22 protein-coding genes are annotated in these 19,640 nt (G+C 34.4%); 19 read left to right on the top strand and 3 right to left on the bottom strand.

Annotation, left to right across the window (positions count from 1 at the left end; genetic code table 11):
* Positions 1-2: 2 nt before the first annotated feature.
* Positions 3-590: a GrpB family protein gene (locus tag BMX10_RS11650; protein WP_090444208.1), complete on the top strand. Its 588-nt coding sequence runs from the start codon at positions 3-5 to the stop codon at positions 588-590.
* A 233-nt stretch (positions 591-823) separates the two neighbouring features.
* Here BMX10_RS11650 and BMX10_RS11645 read toward each other — a convergent pair whose 3' ends face one another.
* Entirely contained in the window at positions 824-1,135 is a 312-nt protein-coding gene (locus tag BMX10_RS11645; protein ID WP_090444205.1) for a type II toxin-antitoxin system RelE/ParE family toxin, read from the bottom strand.
* Complete coding sequence (locus BMX10_RS11640) at positions 1,128-1,394, bottom strand: type II toxin-antitoxin system Phd/YefM family antitoxin (RefSeq protein ID WP_090444203.1); 267 nt, start codon at positions 1,392-1,394, stop codon at positions 1,128-1,130. Before BMX10_RS11640 ends, BMX10_RS11645 begins: the two co-directional genes overlap by 8 nt.
* 318 nt (positions 1,395-1,712) lie before the next feature.
* Between BMX10_RS11640 and BMX10_RS11630 the strand changes: the two genes are divergently transcribed.
* Complete coding sequence (locus tag BMX10_RS11630; RefSeq protein ID WP_090444197.1) at positions 1,713-2,120, top strand: GNAT family N-acetyltransferase; 408 nt, start codon at positions 1,713-1,715, stop codon at positions 2,118-2,120.
* Positions 2,121-2,421: 301 nt separating this feature from the next.
* Entirely contained in the window at positions 2,422-3,165 is a 744-nt protein-coding gene (locus BMX10_RS11625; RefSeq protein WP_090444194.1) for a metallophosphoesterase family protein, read from the top strand.
* Between the two features lie 577 nt (positions 3,166-3,742).
* Here BMX10_RS11625 and BMX10_RS11620 read toward each other — a convergent pair.
* Positions 3,743-4,651, bottom strand: coding sequence for a ketopantoate reductase family protein (locus BMX10_RS11620; RefSeq protein ID WP_244272708.1), 909 nt, complete (start codon positions 4,649-4,651; stop codon positions 3,743-3,745).
* Between the two features lie 358 nt (positions 4,652-5,009).
* On the opposite strand from BMX10_RS11620, the gene BMX10_RS18030 reads away from it, so the two are divergent.
* From BMX10_RS18030 to BMX10_RS11545, 16 genes are all read left to right on the top strand, one after another.
* Entirely contained in the window at positions 5,010-5,207 is a 198-nt protein-coding gene (locus BMX10_RS18030; protein ID WP_170834798.1) for a hypothetical protein, read from the top strand.
* Positions 5,208-5,211: 4 nt separating this feature from the next.
* A complete protein-coding gene (locus BMX10_RS11615) occupies positions 5,212-6,102 on the top strand; it encodes a DUF3658 domain-containing protein (protein ID WP_170834797.1) in 891 nt (296 codons plus the stop codon).
* A gap of 95 nt (positions 6,103-6,197) precedes the next feature.
* Entirely contained in the window at positions 6,198-6,923 is a 726-nt protein-coding gene (locus BMX10_RS11610) for a hypothetical protein (RefSeq protein ID WP_090444185.1), read from the top strand.
* Positions 6,924-6,927: 4 nt separating this feature from the next.
* Positions 6,928-7,380 (top strand): GNAT family N-acetyltransferase, encoded by a 453-nt coding sequence (locus BMX10_RS11605; protein WP_090444182.1) that lies wholly within the window; start codon positions 6,928-6,930, stop codon positions 7,378-7,380.
* Between the two features lie 242 nt (positions 7,381-7,622).
* On the top strand, positions 7,623-7,991 hold the full coding sequence (locus tag BMX10_RS11600) for an ACT domain-containing protein (RefSeq protein ID WP_330387898.1): 369 nt from the start codon (positions 7,623-7,625) through the stop codon (positions 7,989-7,991).
* Positions 7,992-8,249: 258 nt separating this feature from the next.
* Positions 8,250-8,738: a GNAT family N-acetyltransferase gene (locus tag BMX10_RS11595; RefSeq protein ID WP_244272703.1), complete on the top strand. Its 489-nt coding sequence runs from the start codon at positions 8,250-8,252 to the stop codon at positions 8,736-8,738.
* Positions 8,739-8,861: 123 nt separating this feature from the next.
* Positions 8,862-9,389, top strand: coding sequence for a GNAT family N-acetyltransferase (locus tag BMX10_RS11590; RefSeq protein ID WP_090444175.1), 528 nt, complete (start codon positions 8,862-8,864; stop codon positions 9,387-9,389).
* Positions 9,390-9,504: 115 nt separating this feature from the next.
* Positions 9,505-10,134 (top strand): MBL fold metallo-hydrolase, encoded by a 630-nt coding sequence (locus tag BMX10_RS11585; protein ID WP_090444172.1) that lies wholly within the window; start codon positions 9,505-9,507, stop codon positions 10,132-10,134.
* Between the two features lie 290 nt (positions 10,135-10,424).
* Positions 10,425-11,156 (top strand): hypothetical protein, encoded by a 732-nt coding sequence (locus BMX10_RS11580; RefSeq protein WP_090444169.1) that lies wholly within the window; start codon positions 10,425-10,427, stop codon positions 11,154-11,156.
* Between the two features lie 195 nt (positions 11,157-11,351).
* Positions 11,352-12,089 (top strand): CPBP family intramembrane glutamic endopeptidase, encoded by a 738-nt coding sequence (locus tag BMX10_RS11575; protein ID WP_244272707.1) that lies wholly within the window; start codon positions 11,352-11,354, stop codon positions 12,087-12,089.
* Between the two features lie 251 nt (positions 12,090-12,340).
* The gene (locus tag BMX10_RS11570; RefSeq protein WP_170834796.1) at positions 12,341-12,796 is read left to right on the top strand and encodes a GNAT family N-acetyltransferase; all 456 of its coding nucleotides are present in this window, start codon (positions 12,341-12,343) and stop codon (positions 12,794-12,796) included.
* Positions 12,797-12,880: 84 nt separating this feature from the next.
* A complete protein-coding gene (locus tag BMX10_RS11565; protein WP_090444160.1) occupies positions 12,881-13,486 on the top strand; it encodes a TetR/AcrR family transcriptional regulator in 606 nt (201 codons plus the stop codon).
* A gap of 116 nt (positions 13,487-13,602) precedes the next feature.
* Positions 13,603-14,826 (top strand): efflux RND transporter periplasmic adaptor subunit, encoded by a 1,224-nt coding sequence (locus tag BMX10_RS11560; RefSeq protein ID WP_090444157.1) that lies wholly within the window; start codon positions 13,603-13,605, stop codon positions 14,824-14,826.
* Entirely contained in the window at positions 14,823-17,882 is a 3,060-nt protein-coding gene (locus BMX10_RS11555; RefSeq protein WP_090444154.1) for an efflux RND transporter permease subunit, read from the top strand. The genes BMX10_RS11560 and BMX10_RS11555 overlap by 4 nt, the downstream gene beginning before the upstream one ends.
* A 377-nt stretch (positions 17,883-18,259) precedes the next feature.
* Positions 18,260-19,033, top strand: a complete 774-nt coding sequence (locus BMX10_RS11550; RefSeq protein ID WP_090444150.1) for an ABC transporter ATP-binding protein — start codon at positions 18,260-18,262, stop codon at positions 19,031-19,033.
* Between the two features lie 20 nt (positions 19,034-19,053).
* Positions 19,054-19,578, top strand: coding sequence for a nitroreductase family protein (locus BMX10_RS11545; RefSeq protein WP_090444148.1), 525 nt, complete (start codon positions 19,054-19,056; stop codon positions 19,576-19,578).
* The last annotated feature ends 62 nt before the right edge of the window (positions 19,579-19,640 follow it).

Raw genomic sequence — 19,640 nt, 5'->3', positions numbered from 1 at the left:
AATTGGGTAAAAAACTTTCACAAATGTCGAACCATGAATTATGGAAGCTGTTTCCTATAATTTTAAAAGAATATAACTCTGAATGGCTTAATTGGTATGTTGATGAAGAAAAATTACTATATGAGGCTATCGGAAAAGAAAATATAGAAAGGACAAATCATATTGGTAGTACTGCTGTAGATGGTTTGCTTGCAAAACCTACCATAGATATTCTTCTTGAAATCATCAATGATTTTGATGTAGATAAACTAATAAGCATATTAGAGGAAAATGGATATATTTGTATGGCAAAACAAAATCGTAACCCTCTTAACATAACACTTGTTAAGGGATATACAGAAAAAGGTTTTGCTAATAGGGTATTTCACATTCATGTAAGATATTTTGGAGACTGGAATGAATTGTATTTTAGAGATTACTTAAGAGTTAACAAAGATGTTACTACACAATATAGAAATTTAAAATTGAGTCTAAAAGAAAAATGCGAACATGATAGGGATGCGTATAGCAACGCAAAATCTGAGTTTATTTTGAAACATACAGATATTGCAAGGGATATTTTAAATGATAAATATAACCCCGAAAAATAGAAACTACTGATAATTAGAATAATTACTACTCTCTATTCACTAAGCAATGAGAAAGTGAGGAGGGTTGGGTCATCATCTAACATGCCCATTCCCACAAGTGTGCAAGAAGCACTGTCGAGGAGAACGTCTTTGTAGGCACCGTCAAGAGGGTATTCCTATGGGATCCAGTTCGAAGGCGTCGGGAATGGCAGAGACGTTAGATGACAATTCTCTTCAGGGTATTTCTATAGGGTTTAAAGAAAGGTTTTGTAGTTTTGTCTACTTGAGACAACCCTCATTATTTCTATTATTCTAGAGGAGTCATTTACGAGGTAGAATACTATATAAGAATCAATGATCAGCATTCTATAACCTTTCGAATTTAGATAAAAATCTCTAGGAATCGTTCCTTTGTAAAGAAATAAAGCAAGGGAGCTAATAGATACATTTATTTTATCAATAAGCTTATATGCAACAGGAGGATCATCAATGGAAATGTAGTCTAAAATACCAATGATGTCCTCCGTAGCAACAGGATAATATACAATTTTATATGAGTTAGACATGATATTTACTCCTTAAAGATTTAATAAACTCTTCATGAGTAACAGTAGGAGCATTATTTGCTTTTTCAGCTTCTGCAATAGCAAGTTTTTCATATAAATTTAACTTAGCTTGAAGTTGTTCAAAATATGCTAAACTCATTACTACCAAATCACCTTTGCCATTTTTTGTGATGTATACTGGCTCTGCTTCTTTATGGCAGGCTTCAGATATAGCATTAAAATTATTTCTTAAATCAGAAATCGGAAGAATTTTTGGCATGAATATCACCTCTTTGAACTTATTATGATTAAATTATATCATAATTATGATATGTAGTAAATGGAAGTTCTTAATGTAATTAAATGTTTAGAAGTTATAGTGTTCAAAAACACAGGAGAATCATCATCTAACAATGAATTTGCATAAAGCTGCTAGTAGCATGTTTCAAGGGCAAGGGCAGAGCACCACATCCCTTCACCGGGAACGAAGTTCCGACAAGGAGAAGGGCTATGCAAGTCTGATTCATCGACGCCGCAAATGGGCGACGTTATGCGAAATAATTTACTATAGAATATTTTTAAGAGAGGATATGTTTGCATGATAACAAAAGCAAAGATTACTGATTATGATATTTTGTACAAAATGGATAAACACATTAGTAAAGAAAGATTAAGAAAGAAAATAGAAGATGGAGAAATTCTCTTGTTAATAAAAGAAGAAAAAATAATTGGATGGCTGAGATATGGATATTTTTGGGATGAATATCCGTTTATGAACATGTTATTTATTATAGATGAATATAGAGGCAAGGGATTTGGTAAAAAGCTTGTCGAGGATTGGGAAGAAAAGATGGCAGGAGAAGGACATCGTTTGGTTATGACCAGCACACTTTCAAATGAAGAGGCTCAGCATTTTTATAGAAGATTGGGGTATGTGGATATTGGTGGTTTTATAATTTATGATGAGCCCTTAGAAATATTACTGATAAAAAATATTCATTCTTAAGAAAAGAGGATAATTAGATTAGGAGCAGATGGCAAGTGACGTAAATTACTACGTATAACAATGTATTCAAGTTCGCTTTACCTATTTGGGTTTTGCTTTTGTAGAAGCAAAGCACATTTCTCAGCCCAAAATAAGAGCTATCTAGAGCTGAGAAAAGTCTTGAGTGCAGAGACGTTATCTGACATGAAGGGCAAAAAAACCCGCATCCTTGTGCCGATAATGAAGGAAAGGATTTGAAGAGTATGTTTAATTGACATTATAATGAATAATATAATTCATTTTTCAAGGAGAGGTTAGTTATATGAAAATTAAATTAGCTGTAGTCTCAGATATACATGGAAATCGTTGGGCTTTAGAATCTGTATTAAAGGATATAAAGTCCAGAGGCATAAGCAATATTATAAATTTAGGTGATAGTATATATGGCCCATTAGATCCGGCAGGTACAGCGGAGATGTTAATCAAAGAAAATATTATAAGTATTTCTGGCAATCAAGATAGAAATATTATTGAATCATTAAATAAAATAGATATGCATCCTACAATGAATTATGTAATAAACAGTATAAATAGCCAAACAATTGAATGGCTAAAATCTTTAAATAGGACGCATATACTATTTGATAAGTTTTTTTCTTGCCATGGCAAACCCAAAGAAGATAATCAATATCTAATAGAAAGTATTACGGAACAAGGTTATTTTATTAAATCTCCCAAAGAATTAACAGATGAATTATATGATATAAGTCAAGAGATTATATTGTGTGGACATAGCCATATTGCAAGGATAGTTCATCTAGAAAATAATAAGACAGTAATAAATCCAGGAAGTGTTGGATTGCCTGCATATGAAGATGAGTTCCCTTATTATCATATTATGGAATCAGGAAGCCCTCATGCAAGGTATTGTATTATTTCAAAGGAAGATTTAGAATTTAAAATTGAAAATATTGCATTAGCGTACGATTGGAATACTGCAGCAGAATGTGCAGCTAGAAATAATCGAAATGACTGGGAAAAGTCTATGTTAACTGGAGGAGTATAGAATTTAATATCCAATGAGCTACATTCATAATGAAGATAGAAAAATGTATTTTATAAATATATGAGGTGTAATAATTAATGCATTGGTAGGTTTCAATATGATTTGGGAAGCTGACGTTCGTGATGACTTAGTCTTCTCAGGGGCTTTCACATCACTTTAGACATAGCCAATAAATCGCCTTATCTTATAAATGCGTATAAAAAAGATGATGTGTCATTAATCAGGCGGTCAAAGACCGCCCCTACAATATACGATACCACACAACAGATAGGGGCACCACGCACCATGTAGGGGCGACCTGCGGTCGCCCGAATATGTAATATATTACGGATGATCTTTTAAAGACGAACTAGATAAAAAAGGCGCAGCAATGATTTTGTAGGGAACGACCTCTATGTCGTTCCATGCTGACAAATACAAACCCTAATGCGGAAGACCACAGGGGGACCTTCCTTATAATGGTAAATAATGGTTTTATCTTTATCTTAAGTTAGGGTGTATTCATAATCAGGATATTTTTACCCTGCGGCATTGGTATAACTAAATAAACGATGTTAGACAAGGGGATAGGACTTACCTAATTTTTATATCCAAAATGCATTGCTATTTTTTGATAATAGGGAACATCTACTCCATACTTCTCAGCTATACGTACTATATCAAAGATAAGCTCACTCTTTTCATTATTTCCACCTAGCTTCATATCCTTTTGCAAGGAAGATGTGGTATCTGAAGCTAGACCAGCTAAGATTTGGAGACTCTCCTCTATTAGATCACAATCCAGTTGAATATTTAAAGCATTTGCTATAAGTTGAAGCTCTTTTAGAAGAGCCAAAAAGGTGTTGTTATATTTTCCTTCTTTTTGCATTTCTCCTGCCTTAACATCATAATACGCCCCTGTAGCGGCACAAGCAGATGTAAAAGCAAACTTTTTAAATATATCACGTCTCATGTTATTTGAAAGAATACCTTCGATGCCAGATTCAAGAAGATCTTCTTGAATCTGCAGCAATAGATTATTATCTATATCAGTATCTTCTTTAGGACCGAAAACAACTCTAAAGATTTTAATTCCCTGAGTTATTTCTCCAGGAGTGGAGATGAATGCACTAACATAAATACAGCCATCAAGGACATTTATACCAGGCAAAGCTTTTTGCAGCTTTTCACTAGCATTTAAGGTATTTAGTATTGGAATTACAACGGTTTTTTTATGAGAAGTCTTGGCAATCAAGGGAACAATTTCATGTAATGAGTAGCCCTTTACACATACAAAAATTACGTCATATTTCTCAAGTGTCTCCTGACTATCAAATGCCTTCACCTTTTTCAAATGTATTTTTCCTCTAAGGGAAGAGTGAATAAGAAGACCATTTTCCTTCATAGCTTTTAAATGCTGACCTCTTGCAATAAACGTGACATCTTTTCCACTAGCAGCTAAGTATCCTCCAATACAGCCCCCTGTACCTCCTGTACCTAATATCATATATTTCACAGCTAAATTCCTCCATTATGTATAGTTTAAAAGTATTGTACCACACTGTAGCAGAATTCCTCAAGAGGGGAGCCTGCCCACCAACAGTTTATGATTTCTATATAAGCTTTGAAATTATAGACGATACTTTGATCTCCTAATCTAATAAAGTCGAAATTAATCGAATAAATTTTGGAGGATATTGGAACCATTTCGGGAATCTTTATTAGAATAAATGAAAAAATCACCGTAGTATGGACTGATACTCTAGATGGAAAGGGTACAGAAAAATTATTATTTACCATCGTAGGGAAGGTCTCTCTGTATCGATAGCATAATTGCAGCATATAAGAAAAGTAGTGTAATTACCATGGATAATAGCATTAGTGTTTTTGCAGAATTAGTAAAAACTAAGCCTAATGGTACTCAGGAAATATATAAATTTATTTTACAGCATCTTAAAACCTGTGGCCCAAGAGAAGTTGCAAAACATACTGAAAGAGCATTTATTTGTATTAATGATTCAAATTCTCAAGAGTTTAGACAAGTTATATATAATAGGGGGTAGAACAATGCTTGAAGTTGTATTTAGTGATAGCACGAAAGGTTCTATGAAAATAGCAAAAAATTATGATGAAAAAAGTATGCATGGTGGAGCTATCGGATATTTTGGGAAAAAACCATCCAAAGCTGAATTAAAGAAAAACTTTGAAGGACAGGCTATTGGTGGAGATTCACAAGATGTAGTTTATATAGGATTTGCATTGGATATTGGTGATATATCTGGTGAATTTGATGGCATTGAGCGTCAAAATGTTTTTCAAAAAGTATGGGGAAGATTTAATTTTGACGATAATGAACAGGAACAGTTTTTCCATAATCAACGCAAAGATATGGAAAAACTTTTGTCTGCTGCAATCAACGGCACCGCAATACGGATTTGGAAGAGTAACACCCCTTATTCAACTTGCGGATTGTACTTTATTTGCAATGTATTAAGAGATATTGATTGTGAAATAACCGTTGTTTCATTACCGGAGTATGAGCTAGTATCTGAGAATGAAATTGTTACTTATAGTGAATGGGGACAAATGAAGCCAGGGAAATTTTATCAATTCTTGCCTTTGGAAAGACAATTATCTCAATTTGAAAAACGAATGTTTAGTAATCGTTGGTGTGAACTGGTAAGAGAAAACGCTTCATTAAGAGCTGTTGTAAACGGAAAGTTGATTTCTGTTCCCGAAGATTTTTATGATTATATTATTACAAAAAATATTCCTGACGATGATTTTCTTATGGCTCGTTTAATTGGTGAGATTATAGGAAATTACCAGTTGGGTGTTAGTGATAGTTGGTATGCTTTGCGTATAGATAAGATGATTGAGGAAAATAAGCTGATTATTGTTGAGAATAAGGATATGTCACATCCTTATGGGAAAATCTTGAAAAAAGTAATGGTATGAACAAAATGAGCATAATCTTTAGAAAAATACCTGGCAATATTATTAAAATTGGACATTAATTAGTTGTAGCGTTGTACAAAAAGGGGGGGGAGCTATTGAGAAAAAGATATATACTAATATTTTTGGGTTTGTCAATATCTATATATTTACTTATGGTACTCAAAAGCGTGAATTATGAGATGCATGAATTCAAATTAAGTATAAAATCATTGCTAAGACAGGAGCTTACTTTAGAGGAGATGGAGAACTCAAACATTTATCAAACCTATAGGGGAATAACTACGAATACCAACATAGAGGAAATTGATGGTATATTAAATAAGAAAAGTACAAACTTTGCTGGAACTATTTATTTTTGGCACTTTCCTTATGGTGATATTAGTGTATTTGTTAGTAGAGAGGAAGAACCAAGAATATTGGATAAGATAGTTCAATTTGATGTTCCAAATAAGATAAAGATTGATGAAAAAGAATTAAAATTCCTGTTTGAATGTGATTCTCTCCAAGAAATAATCAATAATCTTGGAGAACCGGCAGCAATCCTTGGAGAAAGTTATAACAGAAAGGGAAAAACCTCTGAGTATTCTTATGAATGGGAGATAAAAACAACCTATTCAAGAGAATTTATCACAGCTGTTGAGAAATTTTATGATGATTATATTAATCACTCTTTGAACAATGATGTAGCAGAAATATGGGTGTTTAGGCATGACAAGGGAATGGAGTTGAGGATTCCTTTGAAGAATGGAGCAGTAGCGGAATATAATTTAAATCTTTCAAAAAAACCAACAATAAAATTACGAGTTTATCAGGGAACGTAAAGAAATGAAAGTTATATCTGTAAAAAAACACCCTGAATATAAGGATCGAGCAATTAAGTATTTGCAAAGCAAGTGGGCAAACAAAAATAGCATGAAAGTATATGATGACTGTATAACAAATTGCATTACTACTTCTAATTCATTACCACAATGGTACCTATTGATTGATAATGATAAAATAATTGGTTGTGCAGGTCTTATTACAAATGATTTTATTAGTCGTATGGATTTATACCCTTGGGTTTGCGCTATCTACATTGAGGAAGAATACAGGGGAAATGCCTATGGTTCTATTTTGTTAAATCAGGCAAAAATTGATGCAAAGGAGAGCGGGTTTTCGCATCTATATCTATGTACAAATCATATTGGATATTATGAAAGATATGGATTTGAATATATTGGCATAGGGTATCATCCATGGGGAGATAGTTCTCGTATATATGCCTCAACTTTATGATGAATTTTGTAAAACAATATAGCCAATATTTAAGTCACATAATTATAAATATACTATAGGGTAAAACTTTAAGGAATGGTGAATGTCGAGAATTACAGAAACGTTATATGCAACTCATGCAATGACTGACACGTCATAGATATGTGAAGAACTTTGTAGTAGATTTATTATTGTTTTCTTAATGTAACTATTATTAAAAATATGAGAGAATGGAAGTGAGGATGTTGGGGAAAAAATTGGTAATGAAAGCAATCGATGAAATATATGGGGTTTGCAGATTGGATAATAATCAACCAGTACCTGATTGGGTTAAAGATAGCAGATTTTATTCAATAACAAGAACCTTTGAGGAACTGTCAATAGTATGTTCTCAAGAAAGTATTCCAGATGACGTGAAATGTGAAAGGGATTGGAGGATGCTAAAAGTAGAAGGTCCACTGGATTTTTCACTGATTGGAATTCTTTCTTCAATTAGTACAGTATTAGCGCAAAGTAAAATAAGTATATTTGCAATCTCTACCTTCGATACTGACTATATTCTTCTAAAGAGTAAAGACTTTGACAATGCAATAAAAGCGTTGAACAATGAAGGATATGAAATCATAGAATAGGGACACAGTATAAACATGCGGGCTGTACTGATTGAGCTTCGTAGGACATGAGCCATTATCTAATAAGCCATTCTCACAACCATACGCAGAGGTAGCAGCATCCTGCTGCAGATTGAAGAAGAACATTTCAAGAAATTTCTAACTCACATTACTAGGAAAGTGTGCTGAAAAGATAATTTATATTACTTTATGCAGGAGGTAAAAGCATGTGTGGAGGATTATATAAAGCCAAAGTAAAAATAAATGGAGGATGAAAAATTGAACAATTACTTGATTAGAGAAATGAAACCAGATGAAGAAGGCATTCTTAAAGATATGCTATATGAAGCTATTTTTCAACCAGATGAAACAAAGCTTTTGCCGCGAGAGGTTGTTGAGCAACCAGAAGTAAGTATATATGTTAACAATTGGGGACAACCTGACGATTATTGCTTGGTTGCAGAGGTAGATGGAAAGATTGTTGGTGCAGTGTGGACAAGAATATTAGATGGAGATATTAAAGGGTTTGGCAATATAGACCATGAGACACCCGAATTTGCTATTTCTTTGTATAAGGAGTACAGAAATCAAGGTATTGGAACTAATCTAATGAAACAAATGATATGCCATTTAAAAACTCGTGGCTATAAGAGGACTTCTTTGGCTGTGCAAAAAGAAAATTACGCAGTTAAGATGTATGAGAATGTTGGTTTCAAAATAGTTTCAGAGAGTAAAGATGAGTATCTAATGGTCTACGATCTGAGTTAAAAGAAGTTGAGGATACTAGATATGCATAGTTAAATAGCACTATTTATATAATGAATTCTGTAGATCAAACAATTAGTTTTTTGAAAAAAATATTTACTTTATAGAATCGAGTTGAGAAAAAATATGGAAACACCAATATTAGAAACTGAGAGATTGATACTAAGACCTTTAATATTAGACGATGCAGAGGATGTTTATAGGAAATGGAGTAGTGATCCTAAGGCAGTAAAGTATATGCAATGGGATTTACACACAAGTATAAATGTTACAAAAGAGTGGTTGACTACTGAAGAAAAAGCAATTGACAGTGATAATCATTACAATTGGGGATTTGTTTTAAAGAAGACAGGTTGTTTAATTGGTTCGGGGGGTTTTTATTATAACGCAGAATGTAAGATGTTTGAGATTGGCTATATAATTATGCGCCAATATTGGGGGCAAGGCATTACATCAGAAGCAGCAGAAAAAATCATATCTTATGCTAAAGATACATTGGGAATAAATACACTATATGGAAAGTACGCAAAGGATAACATAGCATCTGGATGTATTCTTGAAAAGCTGGGATTTATATATCAGAATGATGGAAAATATTCAAAATTTAGTGGAAGTATGGAATTTCAATGTAAGGAGTATATTTTGAAGCTATAAAGCTATCAGCATATGCTAATAGGGGATTAGCAGACATCGGGATGCACTGCGCCATCCTTGGCATGGGTAGTATAGATAGTAAAATGCTTATTATATAAGTTTGGAGGAAAGAATCGTGCAAAAGATTCATAGGATACAGTGTGGTAATGACAACTGTTTTATTATTTCCGAAAATGATAAAGCAATTTTAGTGGACACAGCAAGGATAAAGTATAGAGAAAAGATTTTAGAAGAATGTAAAAAATTCAACTTGACTATGATTGTCCTTACGCATGGACATGTAGACCATATTCAGAACACGGCATTTCTTGCTAAAGAGTTATGTGTGCCAATTGCAATGCATAAGGAAGATTATGAATTGACAAAAAATAATATGTTAGAATCATTATCAGCCCATACACCTTTAGGAAAGCTGGTATTAAAAATATCTGTTAATAATATCGAAAAAGAAAAAATAGAATCATTTGAGCCATCAATATTTTTGCAAGAAGGAGATTCTTTAATAGACTATGGAGTCAATGCAACGGTACTAGAATTACCTGGCCATACAAAAGGGTCAATTGGAGTCATTGTTGGAGAGGATGACCTTATTGTTGGCGATGCATTGATGAATATATTTTATCAGACTGAATCAATGTTATATGAAAATTATGAAGCGATGAAGAAAAGTGTAAAAAGAATTAACGAGATGAATGTGAAACACATTCATTTTGGACATGGAAAGTCAGTTTGCAATAGAAAGTAGAGATTTAACAAGGAATCATTCCTCTGCAGCGGCTATAATTTAGGACAGCGGCATCTGAGGACTGCTGATACTAGGTTTGCAGATCCCAGGAAGGATAGATCAAGTCAAAAGATATATTCAAGAGCTAGTAGGAGATAAAAGCTCAAAAAGAATATAAATATATACACATGTATAAAAAATAAATCTAAGTATAATTGAAAGGCCCCTAGAAAGATAGTGAATAGGGTTCCAATTGCCATTAAAATTAAGACAAGAAGCTTTAATGATATATAGGAGGTGTTGATAAAAATATGAGAAGAAGCATATTTTATTGGATTATAATTTCAGTAATCATTGTATTTTTCAATTGCAATACAGCATTTGCTGCAGATGCGATGTATAGGCTAATGCATAATGACCATGATGCACTGGTCTTAGGCGAAGTAATAGAGGTATCAGAAAACGAAATTACTATAGATGTAGAGCATCAGATTATTAGTTCAAAAGATTTAAATGTAGCTTCACCTAGAAAACAAATTTCTATAAAAGGGACAGTAACAATCGGAGGAATAAAAGAATACGCTTTCTTCTATGGGACCAATTCTAAAGAAAGCAGTCCGCAAAAAGGTGATTATGTATTAGTATCGGTTATTAAAAAAGGGAATAGTTTTATAAACGAATGGGGTATTTTTAAAGTGGACTCTAAGGATTATAGAACCCTTAATTTACTTTACCCCAAAGAAGCATCAGGATCTATAAAAATGGATGCAGCTGCTATAAAAGCTTTTATTAATAGTAATGGAACAAAAAATGCTTTTAGCTTTGATGGTAATAAGGGTAAAGTGTATTCAAATGGTAAGGTAATCTATGAGGAAAATGTAGAAAGTAATGAGAATATAGTTGAAGAAGATATCACTACATCAAACTTTATTGATCCAAATGAAAAAGAAGTTGAAAGCAATGTCATGGCAAATTCTAGCAGAGATATACTGATGCTTGTAATAGTAGGAATTATTTTAATTGGAGTAATGAAAGGTTACTAAATTATGTTTATATAACAAAATGAGAAGATAGGAGTGTAAAAGTTAGATATTATGAGAAAAAAATTAAAAGATATTTCATTTTCAAAACCACTAATCCTTAGCATATGCTTAATGTGTATAGCAATGATCTTTAGGCTGCTAGATATTTTTGTTTTCAGGTTGGATGATTTATTAGGTGAGATCATATTGTCGAAGATGATAGGTTTTATTATTGTAATTCTATTTGTGAAAATAGCAGGTGATAATCTAAGTAGTATTGGATTTAATGTTAATAATAAGTGGTCTATTTTTATATTAGGTATAGTTATTACAAGTGCTTTGATGATTTTGGGATATGTGGGAGAATTTTTAATATTTGCCTCTGATTCGCCGCAATTAATAATAGCAGCAATTGATCCTAAGGCAGGTGTAACTGGTGGAATAGGTTTTGCACTATTTCTTTTATTGGGTAATGCAATTAATTGTTTTATGGAAGAAGGATTATTCAGAGGGATTATGATTCCGATGTTAAATAAAAAATATTCCGTCAGAATGGCTATATTTTTGCAGGCACTATTGTTTGGAATATGGCATATTCCTTGGGCATTTAAATGGTATATTAGTGGAATGGTCAGCGGTTCAAATGGTTTTATAATGGCACTAGTATTCAATTCTATACCTATGATACTAATAGGTATTGTTTTTGGTGTGATGTATTATTATACGAATTCCATTTGGACACCCTGGATATCACATTTCATAATCAATTCAATCCTTAATCTAGTCCATATAAGCATCAATGGAGAATTAAATGTAGACATGACAATACGCATGTCTGTTTTCCTAGCCACAATACTTATCCTTGTTCCAGTTCTAATCATGATCACTAAAAAACTCAATAGAATTCCTGTTGAATATAATAGCAAAACTAATCTTTCAAGTGCAGTAAAGTGAGTTGCTTAAAACCTTATATTTGATTTATTGAAGTTTGTACATTAATAAAGTGAGGAGGTGTTTTTCAACTTCACTTAATAGTAAGGTTTTTTATTATGTTTCTACGTCGCTTCATCCAAATAGCATAGTATATGTAATCTGGATTCGTGAGGCATGGTCCAGCCCTTAATAATTCGCCTCTGTAAAGGCTGCGATTCCAATAGTTAAATAGTTAAGAATATTTTAATTTCAATCAAGAGGGAGATAAGATGATGAATAATAATGTTTCTATTAGAAGAATAAGTCAAAAAGAACGATATAAAGTAAATGAATTAATTAAAAAGAGAGCACCTAAAGAGTATCAGGAATACTTAAGTGAAGACGAAGGCCAGTTAGGAATAGTAAATTCTGATTATTTTTTCATATATGTTGCAGAGGTTGGAAGTGAGCCTGTTGGGTATATTCATATTGCCTTAATACCTAAGCCGGATAAAAGAAAGGGAACAATGTTTATAGATGACCTGTGGGTAGAACCAGAACACAGAAGAAAAGGTATTGCTGAAAAACTAATGGAGGAAGCCTTTAAGTTAACAAAAAAATATGATTTTGTTGAGTTTAGACTTGTAGTGAATACTGACAATGAAAGTGCCATCAATCTATATAGAAAAAAAGGATTTGAGTTAAGTGGTGGATTTTTTGGGAGAAAACCTGTAACCGCTGATTGCTAAAAATTAATTTATAAGAAAATATTGACATCAAAAGAAAAAAATAGTAAAATAACAATCAATATAAAAATAAGCAGGTGTTTATTAATGCAAGTACTAAAGGATGAAATGAGAGATAGGATACTTGAAGCTGCTGTAAAGGAATTCAAAGATAAAGGCTTTAAAAATGCTTCTATGAGAAGTATGGCAAAAAATGCAGGAATGACTGTGGGAAATATGTACAGGTATTTTGAAAACAAAGAAGCACTTTTTTCCACTATTGTTACCCCTGCTTTTGATATGGTTGTTGATCTGATCAATGAGCATAATCATCCTGACTTTAATGAAGAAACGGATGCCTTTGTGGAGTTTATGGCGGACTCTATTGTAACTATATTTGTAAAGCATAGAGAGGCTCTTTTGATTTTAATAGATGGCTCAGAAGGAACCTCCTATGAAAAAGTAAAGTGTAAAATCATTAGAATGATTGAAAAACATAACCACGAGTCTATTGGCTGTATATTTCCTACAGACCCAGAAGTGCTTTTTAGAAATAATGCAGAGAGAAGTTTCATATGCTATATTATGTCAAATAGTTTCATAGAAGGCTTGATTAGGATTTTAAAGAGCTCAACAGAAGAAAAAGAAATCAAGAGCTTAGTTGTTATTTTGATGAAGTATTGTTTTAGCAAGTTAGAAGAACGATTCTCTTAATTTTTTTTGAGTCAATAATGAACACGTGATAATTATTGTTTTTATCCTAGAGGATATGAACAATTGTTTCCTGTAAAAATATGTTTTGAAGATTAAGTTGAAAGAGGGTTATTGGAATGAGTAAAAAAAGAATGATTTTGGCAGCTTTGATGATGATCATCATAGGGGCTATACTATGGTCCTGTGTCAATAACAGGCAGAATGGAGAGGAGGTCAGTGCAAGCAAACCGGTGGCAGTTATAGAAGCAGTAGAGGAAGATATACCTGTTGTGCTTGACTATATAGGGTCTATCGCACCAGAGGAAACAAGAAGGATGGCATTCAAATCATCAGGAAGAATTAGAAGTATACCTGTAGAGAAGGGAGACTTTATTGAAAGGGGAGAGGTTATTGCTGAGCTGGATACTGAGGACTTAAGATATGCTTTGATGGCTTCAGAGGCACAGATGGAAGCAGCACATGCTCAATATATGAAGGCTTTGAATGGAGCCAGCCAAGAGGATATCAATAATGCTGAGCTTAATGCAAAAAAAGCAAGGGATGCTTCGGAATTCTATAAAGATACCTATGAAAAAATGAAGGTGCTTTATGAGGCTTCTGCTATATCAAAGCAGGAATTAGATCAGGCAAAGCTTGAAATGGATATTCGTCAGGCGGACTTGGGTCAGGCTGAGGAAATTCTAAACCAGCTTATAAGGGGTGCTAGAGAGGAAGATAAGGAGGCATTATTTCATCAATATCAACAGGCGAAGGCAGATTATCTCTATAGAAAAAATCTCTTGGAGGATGCTGTGCTTATAGCAGATATAGATGGCTATATTGTAGATGTATTCTTCAAGGAGGGTGAATTATACAATGGGGGCTATCCCTTGGCTATTGTCAGAGGTGAAGGCCAAATCCTAAAGATTGGAGTGACGTCGAAGGATTTAATGGAAATAGAAGCAGGAATGAGGGCTTTGGTTAGTGTAGGCAATCAACTGAGTGAGGGAATAGTGTCCCATATCAATCCTATGCCGAATGAGACCACCAGAACCTATGCTGTTGAAATAAATATTTTAGAAGGTATATTTCCTATAGGCGAAACAGCCAATGTAGAACTAATGCTGGGATATCAAGAGGCTATCAGCATACCTATTTCTTCAATTCTTTATCAGGGAGAGGACTTTGTATTTACAGTTCATGAGGATAAAGCAGAGAGACGAAGAATAGAAATTATTGATGTCGTTGGAACAAATGCATTAGTGAAGGGAATAAAACATGGAGAAATGGTTGTGATTGAGGGAATGAAGAATCTGAGGGACGGAGATCAAGTAACACTTAAGGATCGTGATGTAGAATGAAAAAGGGAATTATTTATCACGTTATTAAGGAAAGAAGAGTGACACTTTTTGCGGCAGTTGTTCTAATGCTTTTAGGGCTATACAACTATTATGTAATGCCGAAGGAAGAAGCACCTAAGATTGAGCTGCCTGCTGCAATGGTAACAGCTGTTTATCCTGGCGCTTCACCAGAAAACATGGAAAGTATGGTAACAAAAAAAATTGAAGATAAAATCGCCGAAATGGACGGTTATGATTATTCAGTATCCTTCTCAAAAAACAGCATTTCCACTGTAATATTTGAGCTAAGCTATGGAGCTGATGTGGATAAAGCCTGGAGAGATTTAAGAGACAAAATGAATGACCTTCAAAATGAACTGCCAGAGGGCTGCGAGATTGTGGATATCAACACGGATTTATTAAAAACAGCAGGCATTATGATCAGTATGTCGGGGGATAATTATTCCTACGAAGAGCTGGAATACTATGCCGAAGAAGTAGAAAGAAAGCTTTCTAGGATAGAAGGGATTGAAGGGTTTGATATAGAAGGAGAGCAAAAAAAAGAAATAAAAGTAGAGGTGGATATTAACAGGCTAAACCATCATGGTCTGTCCTTAGAGGATATTACCAATATGATTAGAGGGCAAAATCTAGAGATACCTGTAGGCAGTATAGATGATGGCAGTATGAAGATCAATGTCAATGTGGAAGGGAGCTATCATTCCATAAAGGATATTGAAAATACAATCATAAGTCTTTCAAGAGAGACAGGAGAGGTTTTGCGGTTAAAGGATATAGCAGCAGTCTATGAAGGAATGGAAGAGGCTAATTTTAAGATCAAGCACAACGGGAGAAATGCTGTATTGCTGGCTGGATACTTTAAAGAAGATGAAAATATTGTCTTAATTGGTAGAGAGGTCGAAAGGAGAATCGAAGCAATAAAGAAGGAAATGCCAGAGGATTTATTCTTTAACGAAGTATTGTATCAGCCACGAGATGTTAGAGCTTCCATCAACAATTTTATAGGAAATCTTCTCTTTGGTATGTTGTTAGTTGTAGTGATTATATTTCTCAGCTTAGGAATAAGAAATGCAGTTATTGTATCCACAGCTATTCCTCTGACGATCTTATTGACCTTCTCATCAATGAATCTTCTAGGGATTAAGCTTCATCAGGTCTCCATTACGGCATTAATCATTGCTTTAGGAATGCTTGTAGACAATGCAATTGTAATCATTGATTCCATTCAAACGAGGCTGGATGAGGGGTTAGAAAGAATGACAGCATGTGTAGAGGGAGCCAAAGAGGTGGCGGCACCGGTCTTAACATCCACACTAACCACTGTGGGGGCCTTTATACCTCTAGCTCTAATTAAATCTCCTGTAGGAGAATACATCATTAGCCTGCCTCAAATCATTATGCTGTCACTGACCTTTTCCTATTTGGTTGCACTTTTAGTAACACCAACCCTTGCCTTTGTGTTCTTAAAGGAAAGCAAAAACACAAAACAGATTCCATCAGTAAAAAAGGTTTTTCAGGGGCTGCTGGAATTTGGATTAACTCATAGAAAGAGGACATTGGCTTTTACCTTTATATTCGTACTATTTTCTTTCTTTATCGCATCACGGCTAGGACTACAATTCTTTCCAAAGGCTGATAAGGATATTATCTATATCAATATCACTGCTGAGCAAAGCTCGGATTTATCACGGACAGAAGCCATCGTAGATGAGGTGTCAAATATTTTAAGCCATCAGCCGGAGGTTCTCCAATATACAACTGCCATCGGTAATGGACTACCTAAATTTTGGGATACTATGATGATTAGCACACAATCGCCAGATTTTGCACAGATGCTGGTTAAACTGGACTTAAAAAATGGAAAGAGGTTTAGGTCCAATACGGAATTTGTCAATCATATACAGGAGCTCTTTGATGGAACCATTGCTGCAGGGACAGCAACCGCCTTTGAGCTTGAGCAGGGGGAGCCTGTTGGTGCACCCATCACCATTAGAGTGTCAGGAGATAATTTTGAAAGACTAGGTGCTGCTGCCGATCTCCTATCAGAGGAATTAAGCGATATTCATGGTACTATGAATGTGAGGGATAATTTTCCCAATAGGATGTATGAGTTTTCTATAGTAGTAGATTCTGATAAAGGAAGCAGCTTGGGGATATCCCATTATGATATATTAAAAGAGGTCAGTATTGCCCTTAGGGGTGAAAGAGCAACAGTCTTTAGACAGCTGGGTATAGAATATGATATCGTGGTTAAAAGCAATATTACAACAAAGGAGGAGCTTGAAAACCTGGCGATTAAGTCCCTTCTTACAGATCAAAAAGTATTGCTGAAACAAGTGGCTAGGGTAGAATTGCAGCATCAGGTTCCTATTATTACAAAATATGATAGAGAATTCACTGTTACCGTTCTAAGTGATCTTAGACCGGGAGGAAATTCTGCTGTAATAGAAAATGAACTCCGTAATCGAATGATGCATTTACAGCTGGATGATGTGGAGATTATCTTTGATGGTGAGCAGGAAAGCATTAACAGAAACTTTGGAGAGGTTGGCATTTTATCTATATTTGCAGTGATGGCTATATTTATTATATTGCTGATCCAGTTTAAATCTTTCATACAACCGTTCATTATTCTTCTAACCATACCCCTGTCAGCAGTGGGGGCAATCTTGGGACTATTCCTATCGAGACAGCCTCTTTCCTTCACAGGCTTGCTGGGGATTGTCAGCTTATTTGGCATTGTTGTTAATAATGCTATTGTCTTAATCGATTTTATTAACCGAGAGAGAGTAAAGGGTAAGACAGTGGTAAATGCATGTATCGATGCTGTGGATCAACGATTTAGACCTATTATGCTTACAACCACCACAACAGGAATTGGGTTGATGCCCCTGATTTTTTTAGGAAGTGATCTTTTTACACCTATGGCCATTGCTATCGTAAGCGGATTAGTTATATCAACCTTCCTTACCCTGGTGCTTATTCCAGTAGTCTATAGTATGATAGAAGAAAAAATTCAAGCCATAGGAAAAGGAATTGGGAACACAACTCCTTAAAGGGATACTTATAGAAGTAAAAAATAAGAACAAGATCATCCTTTCAAAGAAAGAAAAGTGAAACACAACTAACACCAAAGACTGATTGTTTTTGGTGTTTTTAATGTATAAGCTCTTGATAATGGGAGTTTTGCCTATCTTTATGTTATTAGAAAATTTTGAAAATATCTATTGACAGCTATATACAAAAGTATTAAAATAACTTTAATGTTGGTAATCGTAGGAATCAATAAAGCCTGTAGGAAATGTAGTGGGTTTATTCCTTCAATATAGAAAAATAGCAAATACACCTTTGTCCTATTGATAGGATAAAGGTTTTTTTAGAAAAGCTTTAAAAATTTAGTAATATTACATAGGAAAGGTAGGAGAAAAGCAGGATGATTATTGATATGAAAGAAGTAGCCTTTATTCGTGAGGATGAGTATATTTTGCAGGGAATCAATTGGAGGGTTAAGCCGGGAGAGCATTGGGGAATCCTTGGATTAAATGGTTCAGGAAAAACCACTCTATTAAACATCATCAATGGTTATCTGCTACCATCCCGTGGAGAGGTGCGTATATTAGATAAAGAATTCGGCAAATTCGATTTACGACAATTGAGAAAATCAATAGGATGGGTAAGCTCTTCCTTGCAGGAAAGGCTATATGTAAGAGAAACAGCTAAGGAAATAGTCTTAAGCGGCAAATTTGCTACAATAGGTTTATACGATGAGGTGGATGAAGCTGATATCCAAAAGGCAGTTATGCTGATGGAACAGCTAGATTGTATGGAAATCATGCATAAACCGTATAAGATATTGTCCCAAGGAGAAAAGCAAAAGGTATTAATCGCAAGAGCCTTAATGGCATCACCTAAATTATTGATACTAGATGAACCCTGTACGGGCCTAGATATGTTTGCTAGACAACAGTTGCTTTCAGTAATAGAGAAAATAGGATTAGAAAATTCCTCTACTACCTTAATCTATGTGACCCATAGAACAGAAGAGATATCACCAGTTTTTTCAAAAACTATGCTGCTAAAGAAAGGAAAGATTCATTCACTTGGAAACACAGAAGAAGTATTAACCAGTAGGAACCTTTCTGATTTTTACAAGACACCAGTAACGGTTAGTGCTAAAAATCAATATAGATGGGTACAAATAGTTTAATGACAAAAGGAGGTATTCTCATGCTGGATATGCTAAAAAAAAGAAGAAGCATTCGTAAATTTCAACAGAAACAAGTAGAAAAGGACAAAATTGATTTATTGGTAAAGGCGGCACTATTGTCTCCCTCTTCAAGAGGAATCCGACCATGGGAGTTTATTGTGGTGGAGGATGGACAATTAATTCAACAGCTTGCAAAAGCGAAGGAACACGGCTCAGGCTTTTTAAAGGAGGCCCCAATGGCTATTGTTGTTTTAGGGCTAGAAGCCAAAAGTGATGTGTGGATAGAAGATACTTCCATTGCATCTGTGGTGATTCATCTAATGGCAGAAAGTATCGGCTTAGGAAGCTGTTGGATTCAAATACGACAGAGAGGTCATAACAGTGAGGTAACTGCTGAGGAATATGTAAAAAAACTACTGGACATTCCAGAGAAGGTGCGGGTAGAAGCTATTATTGCAGTGGGCTATCCCGATGAAGCAAAACCTCCTTATCAGGAAGCGGATTTGCTTTATGATAAGGTGCATATTAATAAATACAAAGAATAAGTAGAGGATGAAAAAACCCAGCATTTTCAGCTGGGTTTTCTGATGCATGGAACCTAAAAAGG

The sequence above is a fragment of the Natronincola peptidivorans genome, assembly GCF_900111615.1.
GTDB lineage: Bacteria > Bacillota > Clostridia > Peptostreptococcales > Natronincolaceae > Natronincola_A > Natronincola_A peptidivorans.
Note: the sequence above shows the minus strand (reverse complement) of the source record. Positions and strands in the feature narration are given on the sequence as shown.

Bases quoted from the DNA above. Each gene is read 5' to 3' on its own strand.
- BMX10_RS11625 (WP_090444194.1), top strand. From the start codon at position 2,422: ATGAAAATTAAATTAGCTGTAGTCTCAGATATACATGGAAATCGTTGG.
- BMX10_RS11555 (WP_090444154.1), top strand. From the start codon at position 14,823: ATGAAAAAGGGAATTATTTATCACGTTATTAAGGAAAGAAGAGTGACA.
- BMX10_RS18030 (WP_170834798.1), top strand. From the start codon at position 5,010: ATGGATAATAGCATTAGTGTTTTTGCAGAATTAGTAAAAACTAAGCCT.
- BMX10_RS11640 (WP_090444203.1), bottom strand. From the start codon at position 1,394: ATGCCAAAAATTCTTCCGATTTCTGATTTAAGAAATAATTTTAATGCT.
- BMX10_RS11615 (WP_170834797.1), top strand. From the start codon at position 5,212: ATGCTTGAAGTTGTATTTAGTGATAGCACGAAAGGTTCTATGAAAATA.
- BMX10_RS11605 (WP_090444182.1), top strand. From the start codon at position 6,928: ATGAAAGTTATATCTGTAAAAAAACACCCTGAATATAAGGATCGAGCA.
- BMX10_RS11545 (WP_090444148.1), top strand. From the start codon at position 19,054: ATGCTGGATATGCTAAAAAAAAGAAGAAGCATTCGTAAATTTCAACAG.
- BMX10_RS11620 (WP_244272708.1), bottom strand. From the start codon at position 4,651: ATGATATTAGGTACAGGAGGTACAGGGGGCTGTATTGGAGGATACTTA.
- BMX10_RS11580 (WP_090444169.1), top strand. From the start codon at position 10,425: ATGAGAAGAAGCATATTTTATTGGATTATAATTTCAGTAATCATTGTA.
- BMX10_RS11575 (WP_244272707.1), top strand. From the start codon at position 11,352: ATGATAGGTTTTATTATTGTAATTCTATTTGTGAAAATAGCAGGTGAT.
- BMX10_RS11570 (WP_170834796.1), top strand. From the start codon at position 12,341: ATGAATAATAATGTTTCTATTAGAAGAATAAGTCAAAAAGAACGATAT.
- BMX10_RS11565 (WP_090444160.1), top strand. From the start codon at position 12,881: ATGCAAGTACTAAAGGATGAAATGAGAGATAGGATACTTGAAGCTGCT.
- BMX10_RS11590 (WP_090444175.1), top strand. From the start codon at position 8,862: ATGGAAACACCAATATTAGAAACTGAGAGATTGATACTAAGACCTTTA.
- BMX10_RS11630 (WP_090444197.1), top strand. From the start codon at position 1,713: ATGATAACAAAAGCAAAGATTACTGATTATGATATTTTGTACAAAATG.
- BMX10_RS11600 (WP_330387898.1), top strand. From the start codon at position 7,623: ATGAAAGCAATCGATGAAATATATGGGGTTTGCAGATTGGATAATAAT.
- BMX10_RS11550 (WP_090444150.1), top strand. From the start codon at position 18,260: ATGATTATTGATATGAAAGAAGTAGCCTTTATTCGTGAGGATGAGTAT.
- BMX10_RS11645 (WP_090444205.1), bottom strand. From the start codon at position 1,135: ATGTCTAACTCATATAAAATTGTATATTATCCTGTTGCTACGGAGGAC.
- BMX10_RS11560 (WP_090444157.1), top strand. From the start codon at position 13,603: ATGAGTAAAAAAAGAATGATTTTGGCAGCTTTGATGATGATCATCATA.